Raw genomic sequence first — 16,018 nt, 5'->3', positions numbered from 1 at the left:
ACCGCCGTCATCCCGCGCACCGGAAGGTGGTCGGTCGAGGTCGAGCCCCGCACGTCACCCCCCTCGAACGCCCCCGTCCAGTGCCCGTGCGCGGTGCCGGAGTCCTTGCCGCATAAGGACTTTCTTGCCCGGTATCCGCGAGATCGCCAACACCTACAACAGCCCCAACTACGTCGGTGAACTCTTCAGTTTGACCCCCACGGACACGCCGTTCCTGTCCGCGATCGGCGGCCTGAGCGGCGGGCGGCGGGCCAACGCGGTGGTCCACACCTGGACCGTGTACGACCTGCGCGCCCCCGACCCGAACCGCCAGCGCCTGGAGGGCGCGGACGCCCCACCGGCCGAGACGCGCATCCGTGGCCAGGAGCGCAACGTCCTGGAGATCCACCAGGAGAGCATTGGCGTGACCTACACCCGTCAGGCCACGCAAGCCATGTTCGCCGGGACCGGCGCGGCCAACCCGAACGCCGCCGCGATCGGCGGCACCAACGCCGTGGCCAACGAGATGGACTGGCAGACCCAACAGGCGCTGGTGCAGATCGCCCGCGACGTAGAGGCCACGTTCCTGGTCGGCAAGTACCAGGAGCCCACCGACAACTCCACGGTGCGCAAGACCAGGGGCATCCTGGAGGCCACCCGTACCAACGTGATCACCAACTCCACGCCGACCCCGCTGACCGAGGGCATGGTCATCGACCTGTTGCAGAAGGTCTGGGAGAACGGCGGCATCCAGATCAGCGAGACGGCCACGCTGATGTGCGGCGCGTGGCAGAAGCGGCAGCTCACCACGGAGTTCGTCACGAAGAAGAACTACCAGGAGCAGACCCGCAACGTCGGCGGCGTCAGCGTCTCGACCATCGAGACGGACTTCGGCCGCGTCAACCTGATGCTCAACCGCTACATGCCCCCCGACATCGTGCAGGTGGTCAGCCTCGACCAGTGCGCGCCCGTCCTGCTGGAAAAGCCCGGCCAGGGCTTCCTGTTCAGCGAGCCCCTGGCCAAGACCGGCAGTACGGACCGCGCGCAGATCTACGGGGAGATTTCGCTGGAGTACGGGCCGGAGATCGCCCACGGCAAGATCACCGGACTGACCACCGGCCCCACGGCGTCCGGGGGTGGGGCGTGAAGTTCACCAGCACCCGCTACCGACAGCTCGTCGTCCACGACTTGGGCGTGAGCTTCGTGGACGGCGAGGCCGAGGTGACAGACAAGGCCACTGCCGAGGCGCTGCGCGGGCTGCCCGCCGAGCTGGGGGTCAGGGCTGCCGGGGGCCGCCCACCCAAAGCCTCAGTGGCAGCTGACTAGTCAAGGCGGATGGGTTCTCGGTTAGCCGTCATCTGCCACCGCCAGCCAGCAGCGTCGGTCCAGGTGATGCGTGGGCCCAAGTCAGCCCGCATCTCCTTGGACCCGTCGGCGGCCTTGGCCTTGGCAATTGGGGCACTCCGCACGTTGTTCCAGCGATGTTTTGCGCCCCCTTCCAAGTGGGACAACAGCAACTCCTGTACCAAGTTGTGGGTCCGGTAGAGCGGTACCACCACCGTGCCGGTGCTTTCCTGGACCACCTCCGCATGGCTTTTCTGGACCACCTCCGCATGGATGCTCTTGATCACCTCACTGCCCGCGTTGTGCACCTCCACCGATCGCACTTGGTCATGGGTTCCTGCATCCAACCACCCCAATTCGCTACCGGCCCCCGGCGGTTTAACCTCGATCACGGCGATCACTGACGAGGCAAGCCGTCGGCGTTCGCTTTCAAGATCCTCGTGCCGCCATCTCGTGTCACGTCTATTGCCACGGATGGCAATGATGACTGCGGCGATCGTCACTACGGGAGATGCGACCTGAACCCACCCGAGGAGTGTGTCCGGCAGAAAGGAAGCCACGTCCGAACAGTAGAGCCAGCCCGTGCTTCACGAATGGGTGACATCCAGCCGCAGCCAGGGGGAGCCCTCGCCACCGTGGCCGACGTGCAGGCCCGTACCGAGGTCGAGTTGACCGAGGGGCAGCGGGCGCGCGTGGCGGTGTTGATCGCCGATGCCTCGTCGATCGTGCGCGCCCGCGTGCCCGAGCTGCCCGACCCGCCCCCGGCGACCGCGCCCGGTGTGATCGCCACCGCCGTGCTGCGCGCGTTGGCGGCCCCGCCGGACGGCAACAAGTCCGAGACCGTCGGCGCGCACTCGCGGGTGGCCGCGCACGAGGGCGGCGGCCTGTACCTCACCGAGGACGAGCTGGAGCTGCTGCGCCCGCCGCTGCCCGCCCCGCGCGGGGCGTTCTCCATCTGGCCCGGCTGAGCCTGCGGAGGGTGAACGCGGCAGCGCCACCCCTTCGCCCAGGGCTGACGCCGCCCCCTTCCCATCGGCCATCGATCCAGCTGCCTTGACGCCCCGTGTCGTGTCCCACCTGATCGGAGCAGCCATCCGGTTTCCCCACCGCATCGTGATCATCACCCCCGTCCCGGTCCCCGACGCCTACGACAACCCCGCCCCGGCCTGGGACTACGGCCCCGACGCCACCCGCCGCGTCGGCTGGGGACGGCTGACCCCCGCCGGGTCCACCGAGTCCGCCGAGCCCGGCCGTCGTCCGGTCATCTCTCGGCTGGAGCTGGTCACCTTCGACCACCTCGCCGAGCGCGACCACGTCGAGTGGAAGGGCCGCGCCTACCAGGTGGACGGCGCGCCCGACGTGCACGAACCCCGCTTCGGTCTGGTGCAGTACCAGGCCCGCCTCAAGCACGTGAGCGGGTGATCGGCCGTGGCTGGCGCGTTCGAGGGGTTCCGGGTCGACTCGGACGGCGTGCGGGAGCTGCTGCTCTCCACCGGGTTCGCCACGGCGGTGCACGAGGTGGTCGAGCAGGTCGCCGCGACCGCGCGCGGCGCCGCACGCCGCGTCACCTCCGGCGAGTCCTTGCCGGTCGAGGTCTTCGACGACCCCGGCCGCGATCGCGTGGGCACCACCGTGGCCGTGCCGCACCCGGCTGGGATGGGCATGGAAGCGCGGTACGGGCTGCTCAAGCGCAGTGCGGAGGCCGCCGGGCTGGAGGTCGCGGGCCTGGAGAGCGGCGGTGAGGTGTCGTGACCGGCGCGTTGCCGGTCCCGGTGGATGTGGCCGATCTGGTGGTGCGCGCTCTGCGCCCGCTGCTGACCACCCGCGCCGAGCCCGCCGTGGCGGGCATCCGGGTGGCCACACGGGTGGGTGACGGCCTTGACGGCGGCCCCCCTTCGCTGCCGTGGCTGCTGGTGGCCGAGGACTCCCACACCTGGACCTGGCCCGCCGTACAGCGCGCGGTGATCCGGCTGACCTGCTGGCACCGCACCGAGCATGAGGCCAAGGCCGCGACCGCCATCGCGCTGGCGCTGCTGTGCGTCCCGGTCCCCGCGCCCGGCCTGCTCGGTGGCGAACCGGTCACCGGACCGCTGCCCGGCATCGACCCGCACACCGCCCGCCCGCTGGCCACCGCCGCCGCCGTGGTGCGCGCCCGCACCCCCACCCACCGACCCCCAGGAGGCCACGCTTGGCCCTGAGCCCCGCCCTCGTCCGCGTCCCCGGCACCGGGGAGATCAGCCTCGCCCCACCCGGCACCGGCGAACCGCCCGAGGCCGGAAAGCCGCTGCCCGCGTCGTGGACCGGCCTCGGCCTGTCCACCGAGGACGGCGTCACGCTGCGCCGGGCGATCGAGAAGGAGGGCATCAAGCACTGGCAGCAGGCCAGCGCCGCCCGCTACATCTACACCTCCCAGGAACTCACGGTCGCCAGCGTCTTCCAGGAGACCAAGGGCGCGGTGCTGTCCGCCTACTTCGGCGGCCTGGTCTTCGCCGAGACCGCCGCCGGGGCCGGGCACTACCGCGCCGAGATCAGCAGCGTCCCCAAGGGCGACGAGCGGGCGTTGTGCGTGGACTGGGTCGACACGCTCTCTGCCACCGAGGTCTACCACCACCGGCTCTACCTGCCGCGCGCCGAGGTCTCCGAGACCCAGGACAGCCAGTGGAGCAGGTCGCAGGAGGCCAGGTGGGGTCTCACGTTCGCCGCACTCGCCCCAGCCACCGGCACAACGCTCGCGGTGTGGCTGACCGACGACCCCGCCGTGCTGGCCACCGCGCCCGGCGGCGGCACCCTCACTACCAAGGAGACCCGTTGAGCCGTCACCAGCGCCGCGAGGCCACCGGCCGCCCGCCCGCGCCCGCCCGCAGCGAGCAGGCGGTGATGTGGCGCGGCAAGCGCTTCGTGCTGCCCTCCGCGTCGGATTTCCCGCTGGCCGCGATCGAGGCCGAGGAGGAGGGGCGGATGCTGCACTCGCTACGGCTGATCCTGGGCGATCAGCAGTACCTGACCTGGCGCGACCTCGCCCGGACCGCCGGGGACGCGGAGGACTTCTCTCAGACGATCATGCGGGAGCTGGGGCGGGGAAACCGTTCTGCGTCGCCCGCCTGATCGCAGGCGACGCCACCTCCGAAGCGCTGGAGGCCGACCTGCTGCGGTACGGCCTGGACCTGCTCGACCTGTACCGGGGCAGCCTCAGTTTCCGGCGGGTGTGCGCGGTCGTGGCGGCGCTGCCCGCCGACGCCGCAGTGTGGCGCGCGGTCGGTCCCGACGCCGGGTGGACGCGCGCCGAGCTGTTGCTCGCCGCGCTGGAGCGTCGCGTGACGCTGCTGTGGGCCACGGTCGCGAGCGCGCTCGGGTCCACCGTGCCCGAGGAAGCGCTGGCCTCCCCGCTGGACCTGGGCACCGCCACCCCTCCCGTACCGGGAGGGGGTGAGCCCGAACCGGAAACACGGTCGCTGCGCGAGATCGCGGTGTGGATGCGCGGGGCGTGATGCCCCCTGGCGACCGTCGGCCACGCCTACCTGAAGATCCTGCCGAGCCTGCAAGGGCTCGGGCGGCACGTCCGTGAGCAGATCAACGACGCCGAGCGCGGCGCCCCGAACATCTCGCTGGGCGCGCAGATCCAGACCGCGTTGGTGCGCGCGCAGTTGGCCGCGCTGGCCCGTGAGGGCGACAAGTCGGCGCTGACCCTGCTGGCCGAGCTGGACTCGGCGGCGGCGCGGGGCGAGTTCACCGCGCTCAAGCGCTCGATGTCCGGGCACAGCGTCACCATCCGCGCCGCGCTGGACCGCTCGGTGGGCGCGTCGGCGCGCGGGCTGGGCCTGCTCTCGCGGGCGGTGACCCGCTCGACCGGGGCGCTGACCGCGCACACCACGGCGGTCGGCGGCGCGACCCTGAAGTACACGTCGATGACCGCCGCGCTGGGCGAGACGGTGGGGCTGGTGGGCGGGCTCGGCGCGGCGGCCGGGACCGCCGCGGGCTCGCTGCTGGTGCTGCCCGCGGCCGGGATCGCCGCCGCCGTCGCGGTCAAGACGCTCACGCTCGGCGTGGAGGGCTTGGGCGACGCGCTCAAGGCGGAGAGTCCCGAGGAGTACGCGAAAGCGATCGAGCGGTTCGCGCCGCCGATGCGCGAGACCGCCGACGCCGCGCGGGCACTCAAGCCGGAGCTGGACGGCCTCAGGGTCGACGTCCAGGCCCAGTTGTTCGCCGGGCTCGGGCAGCAGGTCTCCCAGCTCGGCGGGCGCTACCTGCCGATGCTGCGCCGCGAGCTGTCCACGATCGCGGGCGGCTACAACACCGCAGCCATCAAGGCGGCCGGGTTCGCCGACCGGGCGGGCACCGCCGAGGACGTGGAGCACGTGCTGGGCAACACCAGCACCGCCGTGCGCCAGCTTTCCGATGCGGCCATTCCGCTGGTGGCCGCACTGGTGGACGTGTCGGTGGTCGGCTCGGACTTCCTGCCCGGCTTCGCCACGCGCGTGGGCGAGTCCACCACCCGGCTGGCCTCGTTCACCTCCGCCGCCCGCGAGTCCGGCCAGCTGAACACCTGGCTGGACAACGGATTCAACGCACTCGGCGACCTGGGCACGATCCTGGCCAACCTCGCCTCCGCCCTGTTCTCGATCCTCTCGGCGGCCAACAGCCAGGGAGCTGGCCTGCTGGGCACGTTGGTGGCGCTCTCCGAGGGGATGGCGAATTATCTGCGCTCGGCGCAGGGCGCGCACACGCTCGAACAGGTCTTCGGCGGTCTGCACGCCGCAGTCGTGGGCGCGGCGCCGCTCGTCGTGGTCCTGGGCCAGCTCTTCGCCGGGGTCCTCGCGCCCGCGATCGCCCAGCTCGGCCCTGTGGTCGGCCAGGCGCTCGGGTCGCTGGCACCCGCTCTCGAACCGGTCGCGAAGCTCTTACTGGCGCTGGTGCCGCTGCTGGCCACCGTCGCCCAGGTCGCGGCCTCGCTGGTCGTGCCCGCCCTGGGGCTGCTCGCCGGTCTGGTCGACGCGCTGGCACCGGCCCTGCGTCAGGTCGTCGCCGAGGTCGTCGGGTCCGGTCTGGTCTCCGGGATCACCAGCCTGACCCCGGCCCTGGTCGGGATGGCGCAGAGCCTGACCCCACTGATCATCCTTTTTGGACAGTTCGTCTCGCAGGTCCTCCGGGTCCTGGCCCCGCTGTTCGCGCAGCTGCTCACCGTGGCCACGCCCGTGGCCGACCTGCTCGGCAGGAACCTGCTGGCGGCGCTGTCGGCCCTGCTGCCGCTGGCCCTCGTACTCGTCACCACCCTGGGCAAACTGCTCGACGCCGCGCTACGCCCCCTGCTGCCGGTGCTGCCGGTGCTGCTCGACGGGATCGTCGAGCTGGGCTGGGCGCTGACCACCGGGCTCTCGGCCGCCACACCCGCCCTGGTCCAAATCGGACGGTTGCTCGGCGACCTGGTCGGCAAGACCCTAATCGCCCTGATCCCGCTGGTAGCGCCGCTGACGCAGGCGCTGCTCGGGCTCGTCGTCGGCGGCCTCGCCCCCTTGATCACGCCGGTGCAGCAGCTGGTGGACCTGCTGCTTCCGCCGCTGCTCAAGCTGCTCACCGACTGGACGCCGCTGGTCGTCCGGGCGACCGAAACGGTGACGTCCATGGCCGTGGCCACGACCACGGCGGCGGCCGTGCTGGTCGATAAGCTCATGCCCACCCTGACGTGGCTGGTCGACGGCGTCGTGATGCCGGTCTTCGCGCGCCTGGTGGAGATCGTCGACGGCGCGCTCCGCGCCCTTCAGGGCGTCATCGACATGGCCATCGGGCTGATCACCGGCGACTGGCAGCGCGCCTGGACCGGCCTGCGCGACTTCCTCGGCGGCACCTGGGACCTGATCGTCGCGACCACGAAACTGCTGGTCGTGGACCTGATGACCATGCTCGCCGACCTGCCCAGGGCGATCTTCGACCTGTTCGCGGACGTGGGCGGGCTGCTGTTCGAGGCCGGAAAGAACCTGATCAAGGGGCTGGTGAAAGGCATCGAGCACGGCTGGGGCTGGGTCAAGGACAAGCTCGGCAGCCTGACCGACATGCTCCCGGAGTGGAAGGGACCGCCCGCGCGGGACCGGAACCTGTTGCGCGGCAACGGGAACCTGCTGATGCGCGGCCTCGTTGAGGGCCTGGCGGACGGGGAGCCGCAGGTGCGCCGCTACCTGGCGGACCTGACGGACTCCCTGCCCGCCATGGTCGCCACCGTCGAACCCGCCGCCCCCGCCCGCGCCACCACCACGGGCGCCGCCGTGCGGGGCGAGGACCTGGCCGCGTTCACCGACGCCGTGCGGCGGCTGGCCGAGCGGCCCGTGGTGGTCAAGGTGGGCGCGGTCGAGATCGCCCGCGCCACCGCCGAGGGAAACCGCTCCCTGGCCAGGAGGTGACGCGATGCGCTCGCTGTGGATCGGCCCCCTGGGGCGGCTGCGGGAGATCCCCGAGGCCGCCGAACAGCACGACCGGACCGTGGACCTGGGCGTCGCGGAGTTCGCGGCGCTGTCGGGCGGGATCACCACCACCCGCCTGGCCACCCCGCCGCGCCGCCTGACCCTGGCCTGGGGCGCGCTGTCCGCCCCCTCCGCGCGCTGGGTGGCCGCGCTCGCGCTCGGCGCGACCGGCCCCGGCCCGCTGGCCGTGCTCGACCCCACCACCGCCCCCAACCTCCTGGAACCCGGCCAATCCCTGGGCGTCGTGCCCGCCGCGATGATTCAGATGGTGGGGTGGGGCACCCTGGCCGCGCGGCCGGACGGCGTCCTGACCGTCACCGGCACCCGCGCGGACTCCCAGCTCTACTACCGGCACCCCCACTGGGGCGGCTACCCGGTCGTGCCCGATGTGCCGGTGAGCTTCACCGCCGAGGCCACCGCCTTCGGCGGCCGGTGCCTGCTGAGCTTCTTCGACGCCACCGGCACGGCGGTGGGCGGCACCGACCCCGCCCCGGTCGCGACCGCCGTCCCACCGCCGGGCGCGGTGGTCGTCACTCCCAAGCTCCAGCTCCCCGAGCTGAACGTGCCCACCGCGATCGGCGGGGCGGTGCTGCGCCTGGGCGAGCCGGTCGCCGAGGGCGAGGTCCCGCCGCTGGGGGAGGGCTGCCCGGCGATGACCGTCACCGACTACGCCGACACCCCGCGCCTTCCCCACCGCGACATGACCCTGCACCTGGTGGAGGTGCGCCGTGCTCGACGCTGACCCCGCCCTCGTCGCCGCCCTGGAGGCCCCCGACCGCGTCACCACCACCCTGACCCGCCTGGGCGGGCGCGAGGTCACCGACCAGATCACCGCCTGGGCGCTGGACCGCGCCTACGACACCGACCTGCCCGCCCCCATCCGCGCCACCAACGGCTCCGCCGCCGCAGAGCTGCGCCTGACCCTCTCCGGCGACGGCACCGACACCGCCGCCCGCCTCTACGGCCCCTACGCCCCCCACACCACGGGCGATCTGGCCCGACCCGGACAGTCCGTGATCCACGGCTGGGGCGTCGCGGACGACGCGCTGCCCGCGTTCCGGGGCGGCATCCGCGACCGCTCCGCCGACGCCGTCACCGGCCTGGTCGAGCTCACCGCCCTCGACGGCGCCGAACGCCTGCGCGACGCCGCGCGCCTCCCGGCAACGCTGTCCACCACGGGCGGGCCGATCGCCTCCGGCACCTGGATCGTGGACCACCTCGCCCGCCGGGCCGGGATCTTCACCTGCCCGCCACCGCGCCCCGGCTGCGTCCTGGACGTGACCATGCACGGCGGCATCGTCCCCTCCACCGGCTTCTACCGCGAACACGCGCAGACCCCGATCAGCTACCGCTTCACCGACGACGTGCCGTGGCAGTGCGCGCTGGAGGCGTACTCCACGCCCTACGTGCTGCGCTACGACCCGCGCACCCGCACCACCATCGGCGGCCGGTCCCTGCTGGTGGAAGCGTGGGTTCAGCAGAGCGGCGGCGGCTCGGCGGGCAACCAGCTGCGGCTGTCCCTGCACTACGCCACCGACTCCGTCGCCGAGACGCTGTACCTGCTGGTCGACCTCACCGCGAACACGATCACCGTCGGCACCGCCGGAAGCAGCACCAGCTCCAAGGGCTACAGCGGCGTCGGCCTGACCACACGCGGCACCTACCACGTCGGGGTGCACTGGTCCTGGACCGGCAAGACCCCCTCCGCGCGGATCTACGCCACCGGCCCCGGTATCCGGGGCGGCTACCTGGAGGCCTGGCTCGGCGACCTCGTCCCGCTTGCCGACGCCCAGCTCTCCCACGTGGAGATCACCGGCGGCGCACCCGTGGAGGCCGTGCAGGTCTGCACCACCATCACCACCCCTGCCGGGCGCGGCGAGTTCGAGCCCGCCTGGACGCGCGGCGGCGTCGTCACCGGCCTGACCTCCCAGCTCAACGCCATCCCGCCCACACAGGGCAGCGCGTGGGAGATCATCAGCGCCGTAGCCCAGGCCGAACAGGCCACCTGCGAGTTCGACCCGCACGGCCTGCTGCGCTACCGCCCGAACTCCCGCTTCCGCGCACCCGGACAGCCCGCGCTGACCGTCACCAGCGCCCGCGAGATCGCCGCGCTGCGCGTGTCCGAGGCCATCGACAGCGTCCGCAACGTCATCGACGTCACCTATCAGAGCATCGAGCACGACGGGGACGTCGAGGTGTTCAGCGACACCGGCACGCGCTCCATCCCGGCCGGGCAGAGCCTGACGCTGACCTTCGACTACGGCACGTCCGAGTACGACTGCGCGCCACCGCGCCTGTTCGCCGCAACCACGCCCTTCACCTCCAGCCGGGTCCGCTTCTCACCCTCTGCCAGCGGCACCACCGGCCTGTTCGGCGGCATCGAGACCACCACCGACCGCGACGGCAACCAACTGGTGATCACCTTCCGCAACGCCACCGGCGGCACCGTCTACATGATCACCACCGGCGGCACCAACTCCCTGGCCATCCGCGCCCCCCGTGCTTACCAGGACAGCACCACCGGCACTCGCACCGTCCGCCGCACCGACACCACCAGCCAGCAGCGCTACGGCGCGCAGACCTACCAGGTCACAGCCACCCCGTGGATCCAACGCTGGGACACCGCCGCCACCCTGGCCAACCACCTGCTCGGCATGGCCGCCCGCCCTCTCCCCGTCCTCGGCGAGGTCGAGATCCTGCCCGACCCGCGCCTGACGCTCGGCGACCTGGTGCGCGTGGTCGACCAGACCGGCGCGGCCCTGGACACCCCCGCATGGGTGGTGGGCATCAGCACCAGCGGCGACAACACCGGCCAGGTCCGCCAGACCCTCACCCTGCGCGCCACCAGCAGCCCCACACCACCCGAGGACGTCGGGCTGTTCCCCGACCCGCCTACCGACCCCGACGCCCACGCCGTCCTCGCCGCCGAGGGAGTACGGGTGCCGTAGTCGGGGCGAGAGGCTGTGGCGCGTCTACGGGAGATGCGGGCAACTGCTGCCGGTCGGGGCGCACGGGGCTGATCTCCAGTGACGCCGCGCTGTGTTTGCCTACTTTGAACTCGGCGCGGAAGCGCGCGTTCGGCGCGACCTTCTCGAAGGCCTTCATCGCCCTCACCAGAACGACGAGAACAGTCACCGCGGCCACGACGACGAGGACGCCCCACTGCTGCACGACACACTCCACCCCTGGCGATCAGGTCGAGCGGCTGAGCGCCTAGTGGCGATCGGTGCCGGTACTGCGTGGTGGACACAAGCCATAGTGGTTGCTTCGGCTCGACCGGCCCCGAGGAAGAGCCGACGAAGCAACCGAACTTCCCGTGGAACTACGCGGAGCGTTTTTCGGTTCCGCCCCTCACCCCTTGTCATCAGAGCGAGGAACTTCGACAGGCTAGCAGCCACGCACTTCTAGCGCGTCGTGTCCACCACAGAGGGAGGCGATTGGGAATAGAGGCACTCCCCAGTTTCGGTGTGGCCGGAGCTTTGGTGCTGGTCGTGGCCTACCTGCTCAGCGCCAACCACCGCCTCATGACCGCCAATCGCAGCGACCGCGCCGAGTACCTGTCCGCGCTGGCGGCCCGCGAGACCTCGCACGCCGCCGAGCTGGCCAGCGTGCGCACCGCCCACGCCGCCGAACTCGCCGCGCTGCGCTCCCGGCTGACCAAGCTGGAGCGCCGCCTGGGCGACCTGGAGACCGAGCTGGACGCCGAGCGCGACCGCCGCCGGGCCGCCGAGGATGCCGCAGCCGCCGCCCGACGCGGCGAGCCCTACCCACCACCGGCCTAACCACCCGGCACCACCTGCGAGCCGACCACCACCCGGTGCTCCGGCCGCTTCGCCATGCCCACCGACAGATCGGACGCGCTTGACCGACTACGGAATCGACATCGCCAGCCACCAGGGCGACCGGATCGACTGGAACCAAGTCGCCGGGCACAACATCACCTACTGCTCGGTGAAGACCACCGAGGGCACCACCTACACCAACCCCCTGGCCGCCGCGCAGGTCGAGGGCGCCCGCAGCGTCGGTATCGCGGTCGGCGGCTACCACTACGCCCACCCCGGCAACCTCGCCGCACAGGTCGGGCGCTTCGCCGCAAGCCTGCACGCCCGCGGGCTGCTCGCCGAGGGCTCGATGTGGCCCATGCTCGACATCGAGGAGAACAGCCTCGGCGACCCCAACCCGTTCGTCGCCGAGTTCATCACGCGGTTCCGCGCCGCGACCGGCGCGCCGCTGCTGGTCTACGCCAACCAGAACTGGTTCACCCGGCTCCTGCGCCCCCACGAGTGGGCCGACGATCGCGTGCTGCTGTGGGTCGCGCAGTACAACGGCGACCCCGGCCGCCCGGACTACTCCCACCCCCGGCTCGCCCTGCACCAGCACACCAGCAGCGGCAATGTCCACGGCTTCCCCAAGCCTGTCGACCGCAACGCCACCCTGCCCGGCTGGTCGCGCGACGCGTTCATCCTCGGCACCCCGCCCACCCCCGCACCCCAGCAGCCCGCACCCGCCCCCACGGGCTGGGTGCCCTACGTGATCGCCCCCGGCGACACCCTCTCCGCCATCGCCGCCCGCACCGGCACCACCGTGGCCGAACTCGCGAACCGCAACGGCATCCCCGACCCGAACCTGATCCACGCGGGCCGCACCATCCAGGTCCCCGCCAGCGGGGGAGCGGGCGGCGGCGAGCGCTACCAGATCCGCCCCGGCGACACCCTGTCCGCGATCGCCGCCCGCTGGGGCACCACCGTGGCCGCCATCGCCTCGCGCAACAACATCGCCGACCCGAACCGGATCTACGCCGGGGACTGGCTCACCCGCCCGTGACCGCCCACGAAACCGCCACCGGGATCACCCCCGGCGGCGGCTCCCTCGTGCTCTCCCTCGCCCTGCTGCTGTGGGCCGCGTCCAAGGCCGCCTGGCGGTTCGCGGCCTGGATGGACAAGCACAGCGGCGACCACCCCCACCAGGAGGAAACCCCATGACCGACCCCCGTCCCCGCCCGCTGCGCCTCACCGCCTCCGTCATCGGCGGCCTCACCGCGCTGGTCACCGGCCTCGTCGGTGCCGGACTGCTCACCCCCGGCCAGGGCGACGGCGTCACCGGCATGATCACCGCCGTGGTGGTCGCACTGGGCAGCTTCGGCGTGGTGATCGCCACCGAGCGCCACGTCACCCCGCTGACCGACCCGCGCGACGCCCAGGGCCGTCCGCTCACCCCCGCCGAGGACGCCGACTGAGCGAGGAACCTGCCGCGAGCACCACGCCATCGCGCCGCCCCGAACGGCTGCTGACCCAGAACCGCTACCTGCGGCAGTTCGGGATCTACGGCTTCACCCTGCCCGCACTGGCCGGACGCCTGCCCGACGGCCGCACCTACCTGACCTGCCCGACCGCCGGGGTGTGCGCCGGGGTGTGCTACGCCAGACACGGTAGCTACCGGTTCCCGAAGGTCCTCGCCAAGCACGAGCGCAACCTCGCGCGCGTGCTGGACGACCTGCCGCAGTGGGAGAGCGACCTGCTCGCCGAACTCGCCCACCCCCGGTTCCGGGGAGGGCGGGCGGTGCGGGTGCACGACAGCGGGGACTACTTCTCCGACGCCTACCTGAGCGCCTGGCTGCGCATCGCCCGCGCCGTCCCGGACGTGCTGTTCTACAGCTACACCAAGGAGGTCTCCAGGTTCCGGCGTCTGGTCGAGCCGGACCCGCCCGCGAACTTCCGCTGGGTCTACAGCTACGGCGGCCGGGAGGACCACCTCCTCGACCCTGAGCATGGAGACCGGGTCGCCGACGTGTTCCCCGACGAGGCCGCCATCACCTCCGCCGGATGGCACACCAACGCGGCCACCGACCTCGACGCCGTCCTGGGCCCGAGCCCGGTCGGTATGACCCAGAACGCCCAACCGCACCTGCGCCACCGCATCGGCGGACGCACCTTCGGTGAGTGGCAGGCTGCCGAACACGCGCGCGGCCGGAGCCTGCCCCGCCGACCCCCGCACCGCTGACCCGTCCCGGACCGGAAAGGAGCCCTGTGGCCACCACAGAGCCTCTCCGCTACACCCCCGCCACCGACCCCCGCACCCTGCTCTCCGCCGAGGAGCTGGACACGGCGCGCGCGAACGTCGCACGTGCTCCCCGCCTCACCCCTGCACAGCTGGACACGGTCGCGGCGGTCCTGCGCCCGCACCTGCGAGCACTGCTCCAGCCCGACCGCGCGGCCTGACCCCGCACAGACAGATGGCCCCGCCCCGGTCACCGGGGCGGGGCCATCTTTGGCGTTGGTACGCGGTCAGGCCGCCGTGGCGGCCTCCTGCGCCGGGGTCGTTGCCGGAGCGGACCGCACCCCGAGATCCACAGCACCGGGGTCGAACGGTCCCCGCTTGCGGGACGCGCGCAGCAGCCTCGGCCGCATGATCGTGCGCAGGATCTCCCGCTGCTCCACCACCGACATCCCCAAGAACACCGCGCGCAGGTCGGTCTGCCGCTCGGCCAGCAGGCTCACCAGCGACGGCGGCACCGTCACCCGCCGGGCCAACTCGTCCTGCCGGGCGATCTCCGGCAGCAACCCCGACTCGAACATGGCGAACGACTCGGGAGTGATCCCGCCCGCCATCGCCTGCGCGCGCAGCCCGTCCAACCGGGCGCGCAGCTGCTGCGCCTTCCGCTGCGCCGCGCGGGCCTGGCCGGTGTCGGCCTCGTCAAGCCGGAACAAAGCCGCCGCGTTCTCCCGCTCCAGCAGCGACAACGCCGACTCGGTCAGCCACAGGTCCAACGGCGCGTACTCCCGCACCACACACGAACGCCGATAGCAGCGCATACGCAACTTGCCCGCGTTCGAGACCACCGTGGTGTTGCCGCCGCACACCCCGCACACCACGATCCCCGACCAGCGGTACTTCACGCGGTTGCCGTCCCGGACCTTCCCGTGCTCGGGCGCGGACAGCAGCGCCACCACCTGCTCGTGCTGCTCCAGGGTCTTGATCGGCTCCCACCGCGTCTCCAGGGGCACCGCCCGGACCCCGCCGGACTCGTCGACGACCTCGCGCATCGCCACCTCACCGTGGTAGACCCGCAGCCCCGCCGACGGCGCGGACAGCGCCAGTCCCCGCACCTTGCCCGCGTCCCACTCGCACCGGAAGATGCGCTTCACCCCGGCCCGGTTCAGCGCCCGCGCGACTTCCTTCGGGGTCTGCCCGCCGCGCACCTCGGCGACGATCGCCGCCGCGTTCTCGCATTCCTCCGGTGACAACTCCGACATCAGCCGCAACCATTCCTCGGGATAGCGGTGGTGCTCCACCAGACGCGCCACGTAGCGCTTGTCCCAACGCCGGTCGTGCGGGCAGGGAACACCCTCCCCGTTCAACTCGCGGGCGATCCAGGACAGCGGCTTCCGCTCCAGCACCCACGCCACGATCCGGCGGATCACCTCGGCTTCTTCCTCCACGACCGCCCACCCCAAAGACCTCCCGGTCTCCGAGCTGTACACCGGGCGATACCCGTAGGCGACGGTCCCCGCGTGCTCGCCGCGCTCCGCACGCGACCACACCCCTCGGCGCGTGTTGAGCGAAATCTCATCCGAACGCCCCTCGGCCTCCACCGCGTCCTTCGCGCTGTCACGCCTGTCCTTCGGATCGCGCATGTCGTAAATGCGGTTGCCGTAGGCCCAGAAACCGCCGGTCTCCCTGCACAGCTCCCGCAGACGGGCGTACACCCCGATGTCACGCTGGGCACGCGCCGAGTCCCACGTCCAGACCAGGTTGCCCAGCCCGGACCGCATCGCGTCCACCGTGAGTTCGTACCCGCCCCGCACCTCGGTGGCGAACGTCGAACCGCTCAGGTTGTTGTCGGAAAACGTGGCGACGTGCTTGATGTCGTTGTCGCGGAAGAACTGCAACCCGATCTTGAGCTGCGAATCAACGGACACCGCAGCCCCCGAACGGTCCTGCGAGGCACGCAGGTAGATAACCCCGGACAGGGGCATCGAGAGCGAGCGGCCCGCGCGCACGGAACCCGACGAAGGAGTGGAGAAGATGGCCATTACTGTCCCCCGATCACGATAGTGCCAGTGTAGTCGACACAACCGCGAATATCTCGCAAACCGGAAATCGGGTACGTTTCTCCAAAGGGGGGATCGGAGGGGAAGCAACCTGCTGGCTTACTGATTTGAACATTCATGGACTTGACCGTAATTGTGAATAGGGGCAAGCCCGAGCGCGCTCGTCAAGATGCCGCCGCACCGCCCGGAAGA

At 71.8% G+C, this 16,018-nt stretch carries 20 protein-coding genes; 18 read left to right on the top strand and 2 right to left on the bottom strand.

Going from position 1 to position 16,018, the window contains the following annotated elements:
* The first annotated feature begins 124 nt into the window (after positions 1-124).
* Together LV78_RS03070 and LV78_RS03065 are read left to right on the top strand one after the other, a co-directional pair.
* Positions 125-1,126, top strand: a complete 1,002-nt coding sequence (locus LV78_RS03070; protein WP_253843143.1) for an SU10 major capsid protein — start codon at positions 125-127, stop codon at positions 1,124-1,126.
* Entirely contained in the window at positions 1,123-1,305 is a 183-nt protein-coding gene (locus LV78_RS03065) for a hypothetical protein (protein WP_253843141.1), read from the top strand. The genes LV78_RS03070 and LV78_RS03065 overlap by 4 nt, the downstream gene beginning before the upstream one ends.
* Here LV78_RS03065 and LV78_RS03060 read toward each other — a convergent pair.
* Positions 1,302-1,826 carry a hypothetical protein gene (locus tag LV78_RS03060; RefSeq protein WP_253843140.1) on the bottom strand — a complete coding sequence of 175 codons (525 nt, stop codon included), beginning with the start codon at positions 1,824-1,826 and terminating at the stop codon, positions 1,302-1,304. The genes LV78_RS03065 and LV78_RS03060 overlap by 4 nt on opposite strands.
* A gap of 90 nt (positions 1,827-1,916) precedes the next feature.
* On the opposite strand from LV78_RS03060, the gene LV78_RS03055 reads away from it, so the two are divergent.
* The 16 genes from LV78_RS03055 to LV78_RS02980 all read left to right on the top strand — a co-directional run bounded on the left by LV78_RS03055 (position 1,917) and on the right by LV78_RS02980 (position 13,993).
* Positions 1,917-2,291: a phage Gp19/Gp15/Gp42 family protein gene (locus LV78_RS03055; protein WP_253843139.1), complete on the top strand. Its 375-nt coding sequence runs from the start codon at positions 1,917-1,919 to the stop codon at positions 2,289-2,291.
* Between the two features lie 145 nt (positions 2,292-2,436).
* On the top strand, positions 2,437-2,745 hold the full coding sequence (locus LV78_RS03050; RefSeq protein WP_253843138.1) for a hypothetical protein: 309 nt from the start codon (positions 2,437-2,439) through the stop codon (positions 2,743-2,745).
* 6 nt (positions 2,746-2,751) lie between these two features.
* Complete coding sequence (locus LV78_RS03045; protein ID WP_253843136.1) at positions 2,752-3,075, top strand: hypothetical protein; 324 nt, start codon at positions 2,752-2,754, stop codon at positions 3,073-3,075.
* Positions 3,072-3,521, top strand: coding sequence for a hypothetical protein (locus tag LV78_RS03040; protein WP_253843134.1), 450 nt, complete (start codon positions 3,072-3,074; stop codon positions 3,519-3,521). Before LV78_RS03045 ends, LV78_RS03040 begins: the two co-directional genes overlap by 4 nt.
* Positions 3,512-4,135: a phage tail tube protein gene (locus LV78_RS03035; protein ID WP_253843133.1), complete on the top strand. Its 624-nt coding sequence runs from the start codon at positions 3,512-3,514 to the stop codon at positions 4,133-4,135. Before LV78_RS03040 ends, LV78_RS03035 begins: the two co-directional genes overlap by 10 nt.
* Entirely contained in the window at positions 4,132-4,428 is a 297-nt protein-coding gene (locus LV78_RS03030; RefSeq protein ID WP_253843132.1) for a hypothetical protein, read from the top strand. Before LV78_RS03035 ends, LV78_RS03030 begins: the two co-directional genes overlap by 4 nt.
* A 98-nt stretch (positions 4,429-4,526) precedes the next feature.
* The gene (locus LV78_RS03025) at positions 4,527-4,811 is read left to right on the top strand and encodes a hypothetical protein (protein ID WP_253843131.1); all 285 of its coding nucleotides are present in this window, start codon (positions 4,527-4,529) and stop codon (positions 4,809-4,811) included.
* Positions 4,812-4,955: 144 nt separating this feature from the next.
* On the top strand, positions 4,956-7,715 hold the full coding sequence (locus LV78_RS03020) for a phage tail protein (protein WP_253843130.1): 2,760 nt from the start codon (positions 4,956-4,958) through the stop codon (positions 7,713-7,715).
* Between the two features lie 4 nt (positions 7,716-7,719).
* Positions 7,720-8,517: a hypothetical protein gene (locus LV78_RS03015; RefSeq protein ID WP_253843128.1), complete on the top strand. Its 798-nt coding sequence runs from the start codon at positions 7,720-7,722 to the stop codon at positions 8,515-8,517.
* Positions 8,504-10,723, top strand: a complete 2,220-nt coding sequence (locus LV78_RS03010; RefSeq protein WP_253843246.1) for a hypothetical protein — start codon at positions 8,504-8,506, stop codon at positions 10,721-10,723. The genes LV78_RS03015 and LV78_RS03010 overlap by 14 nt, the downstream gene beginning before the upstream one ends.
* A gap of 519 nt (positions 10,724-11,242) precedes the next feature.
* Positions 11,243-11,557 (top strand): hypothetical protein, encoded by a 315-nt coding sequence (locus LV78_RS03005; RefSeq protein ID WP_253843127.1) that lies wholly within the window; start codon positions 11,243-11,245, stop codon positions 11,555-11,557.
* Positions 11,558-11,636: 79 nt separating this feature from the next.
* Positions 11,637-12,599: a LysM peptidoglycan-binding domain-containing protein gene (locus tag LV78_RS03000; RefSeq protein ID WP_253843126.1), complete on the top strand. Its 963-nt coding sequence runs from the start codon at positions 11,637-11,639 to the stop codon at positions 12,597-12,599.
* Positions 12,596-12,757, top strand: a complete 162-nt coding sequence (locus LV78_RS02995; protein WP_253843124.1) for a hypothetical protein — start codon at positions 12,596-12,598, stop codon at positions 12,755-12,757. Before LV78_RS03000 ends, LV78_RS02995 begins: the two co-directional genes overlap by 4 nt.
* Positions 12,754-13,011: a hypothetical protein gene (locus LV78_RS02990; RefSeq protein ID WP_253843123.1), complete on the top strand. Its 258-nt coding sequence runs from the start codon at positions 12,754-12,756 to the stop codon at positions 13,009-13,011. Before LV78_RS02995 ends, LV78_RS02990 begins: the two co-directional genes overlap by 4 nt.
* Positions 13,012-13,058: 47 nt before the next feature.
* Positions 13,059-13,775 carry a GP88 family protein gene (locus tag LV78_RS02985; protein WP_425546822.1) on the top strand — a complete coding sequence of 239 codons (717 nt, stop codon included), beginning with the start codon at positions 13,059-13,061 and terminating at the stop codon, positions 13,773-13,775.
* 26 nt (positions 13,776-13,801) lie between these two features.
* Positions 13,802-13,993, top strand: a complete 192-nt coding sequence (locus tag LV78_RS02980; protein WP_253843121.1) for a hypothetical protein — start codon at positions 13,802-13,804, stop codon at positions 13,991-13,993.
* Between the two features lie 66 nt (positions 13,994-14,059).
* Here LV78_RS02980 and LV78_RS02975 read toward each other — a convergent pair whose 3' ends face one another.
* Entirely contained in the window at positions 14,060-15,751 is a 1,692-nt protein-coding gene (locus LV78_RS02975) for a recombinase family protein (RefSeq protein WP_301305809.1), read from the bottom strand.
* Positions 15,752-16,018: the final 267 nt, after the last annotated feature.

The organism is Actinosynnema pretiosum, assembly GCF_024171695.1.
GTDB classification, from domain to species: Bacteria; Actinomycetota; Actinomycetes; order Mycobacteriales; family Pseudonocardiaceae; genus Actinosynnema; species Actinosynnema pretiosum.
Note: the sequence above shows the minus strand (reverse complement) of the source record. Positions and strands in the feature narration are given on the sequence as shown.